This window comes from Kribbella sp., assembly GCF_035655035.1.
Lineage (GTDB): Bacteria > Actinomycetota > Actinomycetes > Propionibacteriales > Kribbellaceae > Kribbella.
In genome coordinates this window covers 1-1,995 of sequence record NZ_DASRVN010000184.1, presented here as the reverse complement: position 1 = coordinate 1,995, position 1,995 = coordinate 1, and the positions used below count along the sequence as shown (strand labels likewise).

Annotated in this window: 3 protein-coding genes; 2 read left to right on the top strand and 1 reads right to left on the bottom strand. The window is 70.0% G+C overall.

Annotated elements, in window-relative coordinates:
• The coding region (locus tag VFF46_RS10905) for a MarR family winged helix-turn-helix transcriptional regulator (protein ID WP_325036957.1) at nt 1–321 on the bottom strand (321 nt) is incomplete at its 3' end.
• 76 nt (nt 322–397) lie between these two features.
• Here VFF46_RS10905 and VFF46_RS10900 point away from each other — a divergent pair.
• Nucleotides 398–1,228, top strand: coding sequence for an NAD(P)H-binding protein (locus VFF46_RS10900; protein WP_325036956.1), 831 nt, complete (start codon nt 398–400; stop codon nt 1,226–1,228).
• Nucleotides 1,229–1,585: 357 nt separating this feature from the next.
• The coding region (locus VFF46_RS10895; RefSeq protein WP_325036955.1) for a hypothetical protein at nt 1,586–1,995 on the top strand (410 nt) is incomplete at its 3' end.

The following is a 1,995-nucleotide window of genomic DNA, read 5'->3' as shown; positions in this document are numbered from 1 at the left end:
CTGCTGCCGCTCGGCCTCGATCGGCGCCTGGAGCGCGCGGCCGGCAGGCGTCAGCCAGAGCCGTACGAGGCGGTTGTCGTGCGGATCCGGCCGGCGTTCGAGCCAGCCGGACTCGGCCATCCGGGTCGCGAGCTTGGTGACCGCGGGCGTGGTCACGTTCACGGCTGCGGCGATCTCCCCCGGCGTACGGCCGTCCTGCGCCCAGAGCGCGGCGAGCAGGTGGTCCTGCCCGAGCCGCAGTCCATGCCGCTGTACGGCGGTGTCGGCGGCGGCCCGCAGCAACTTGGACGTCTTGCTGTGCAACTCCAGGAACTCGGGCACCGGCGGACTCCTTGACCCATAGATCGTTTACCGGTTAACGTTCTGCCGAAATCGTTAACCGGTAAAGGAGTTTGCCATGCTGCTGGTCACCGGCGCCACCGGGCACGTCGGTCGCGCTCTCGTCGACGAGCTCAACCGCCGGGGCGCCGAGTTCCGCGCGCTGGTCCGCAGCACACGCCCGGACCTGCCCGCCGAGCAACAGGTCAGCGACCTCGACGGCCCGCTCGACCTGCGCGGCGTCGAGAAACTGTTCCTGCTCGTCCCCGGCACCGGTCTCACGCACACCGCGAACGTCATCGCCGCGGCCCGCGCGGCCGGCGTACGGCGGATCGTGTACCTCTCGTCGTACGCCGTCCTCGGCGACCCGGTCCCCGCGATGGGCCGCTGGCACCACGAGCGCGAACGGCTCATCCAGGAGTCGGGGATCGCGGCGACATTCCTCCGCCCGACCGGGTTCATGACGAACACCTTCGACTGGCTGCCGACGATCCCCTCCGGCGGCTACGTGCTGGACCCGATCGGCCCCGGCCGGGCGGCACCGGTCGACCCGGCGGACATCGCCGCGGTCGCGGCCGCCGTACTGCTCGAGGACGGCCACTCGCAGGCCTACACGGTGACGGGACCCGAGGCGCTCACGCTCGCCGAGCAGGTCGCGATCCTCGGTACGGCCCTCGGTCGCACCGTCGAGGTACGGCCGATCGAAAACCCCGAGGAGGCGGTCCGCTTCCGCTACCCCGACGGCGCACCGCCGGAGCTCGCCGCCGCGATTGTCGAGGGCCTGAAACTGATGCGGGCGGACACGATCGGACTGCGAACAGACGTCGTACGGCGGGTTACCGGACGAGAGCCGCGGACGTACGCGGAATGGTGCTCGGAGCACGCAAGCCTGTTGAACAAGGGATTCTGAAGGTGACTGCGGAAGTACTCACATCGCTGAAACTTGCTCACAGCTGTGGACAGTAACCGTGGGTAGTAGTACTTTTGCTGTCTGTTGGAGGTTTCGGGAACCGAGAACCCGATGCCGGCGACAACGAGCAGCGGCGCATCGAGACGCCGCACCGAGTGCTCACCCGCAGGATCAGACATCCGCGCGCGGCGGTGCTTCCGAGGCCCGCCTGCCTTCGTACTCACGCGAACTTTCCCTTGGTCGCGAAACCCCCTTGTCCGCAAGGGGTTCCACGGCCCGCCCGGTCACGGGCGGCCGACCGACCAAGACGGGATCACGGGGATGGCGCCGACGACTGAGGTTGCTGCAGGCAACCGTGTGCGAAACGGAGGATCCGGCCGGCTGGCCAGGATCACCCGTCGCGCACTCGTTGCCCTCGGCCTCGGTACCTGCGCCGCCCTCGGCATCGCCCCCACCGCCCACGCCGCCCCCAAGGTGGCCGATGGCAACGAGAACAACCTGCTCCCGGCCGTCCACCTCAGCACTCGCCCCGGCCCTGCCGGGCTGCAGGTTCCCCGGATTCCCGGTCTCACCGACCGGGACACACAGCTGCCGGCCGTCCGCGCGTCGAGTCCCCGCTCCGCATCGTCGACGCCCTCACCGTCGACTCCCGCGTCGAGCCACCACTCCACCCCGGACGGCCCGGCAGCTGTGACCCTCACCAACACCCCGCCCCACCTCGGGTCCGCGCCCACCAACCACGGGCCCCACCCCACAAACCCCAACAC

Excerpts from the sequence above, each read along its gene's own strand:
- VFF46_RS10900 (WP_325036956.1), top strand. The coding sequence starts at position 398 with ATGCTGCTGGTCACCGGCGCCACCGGGCACGTCGGTCGCGCTCTCGTC.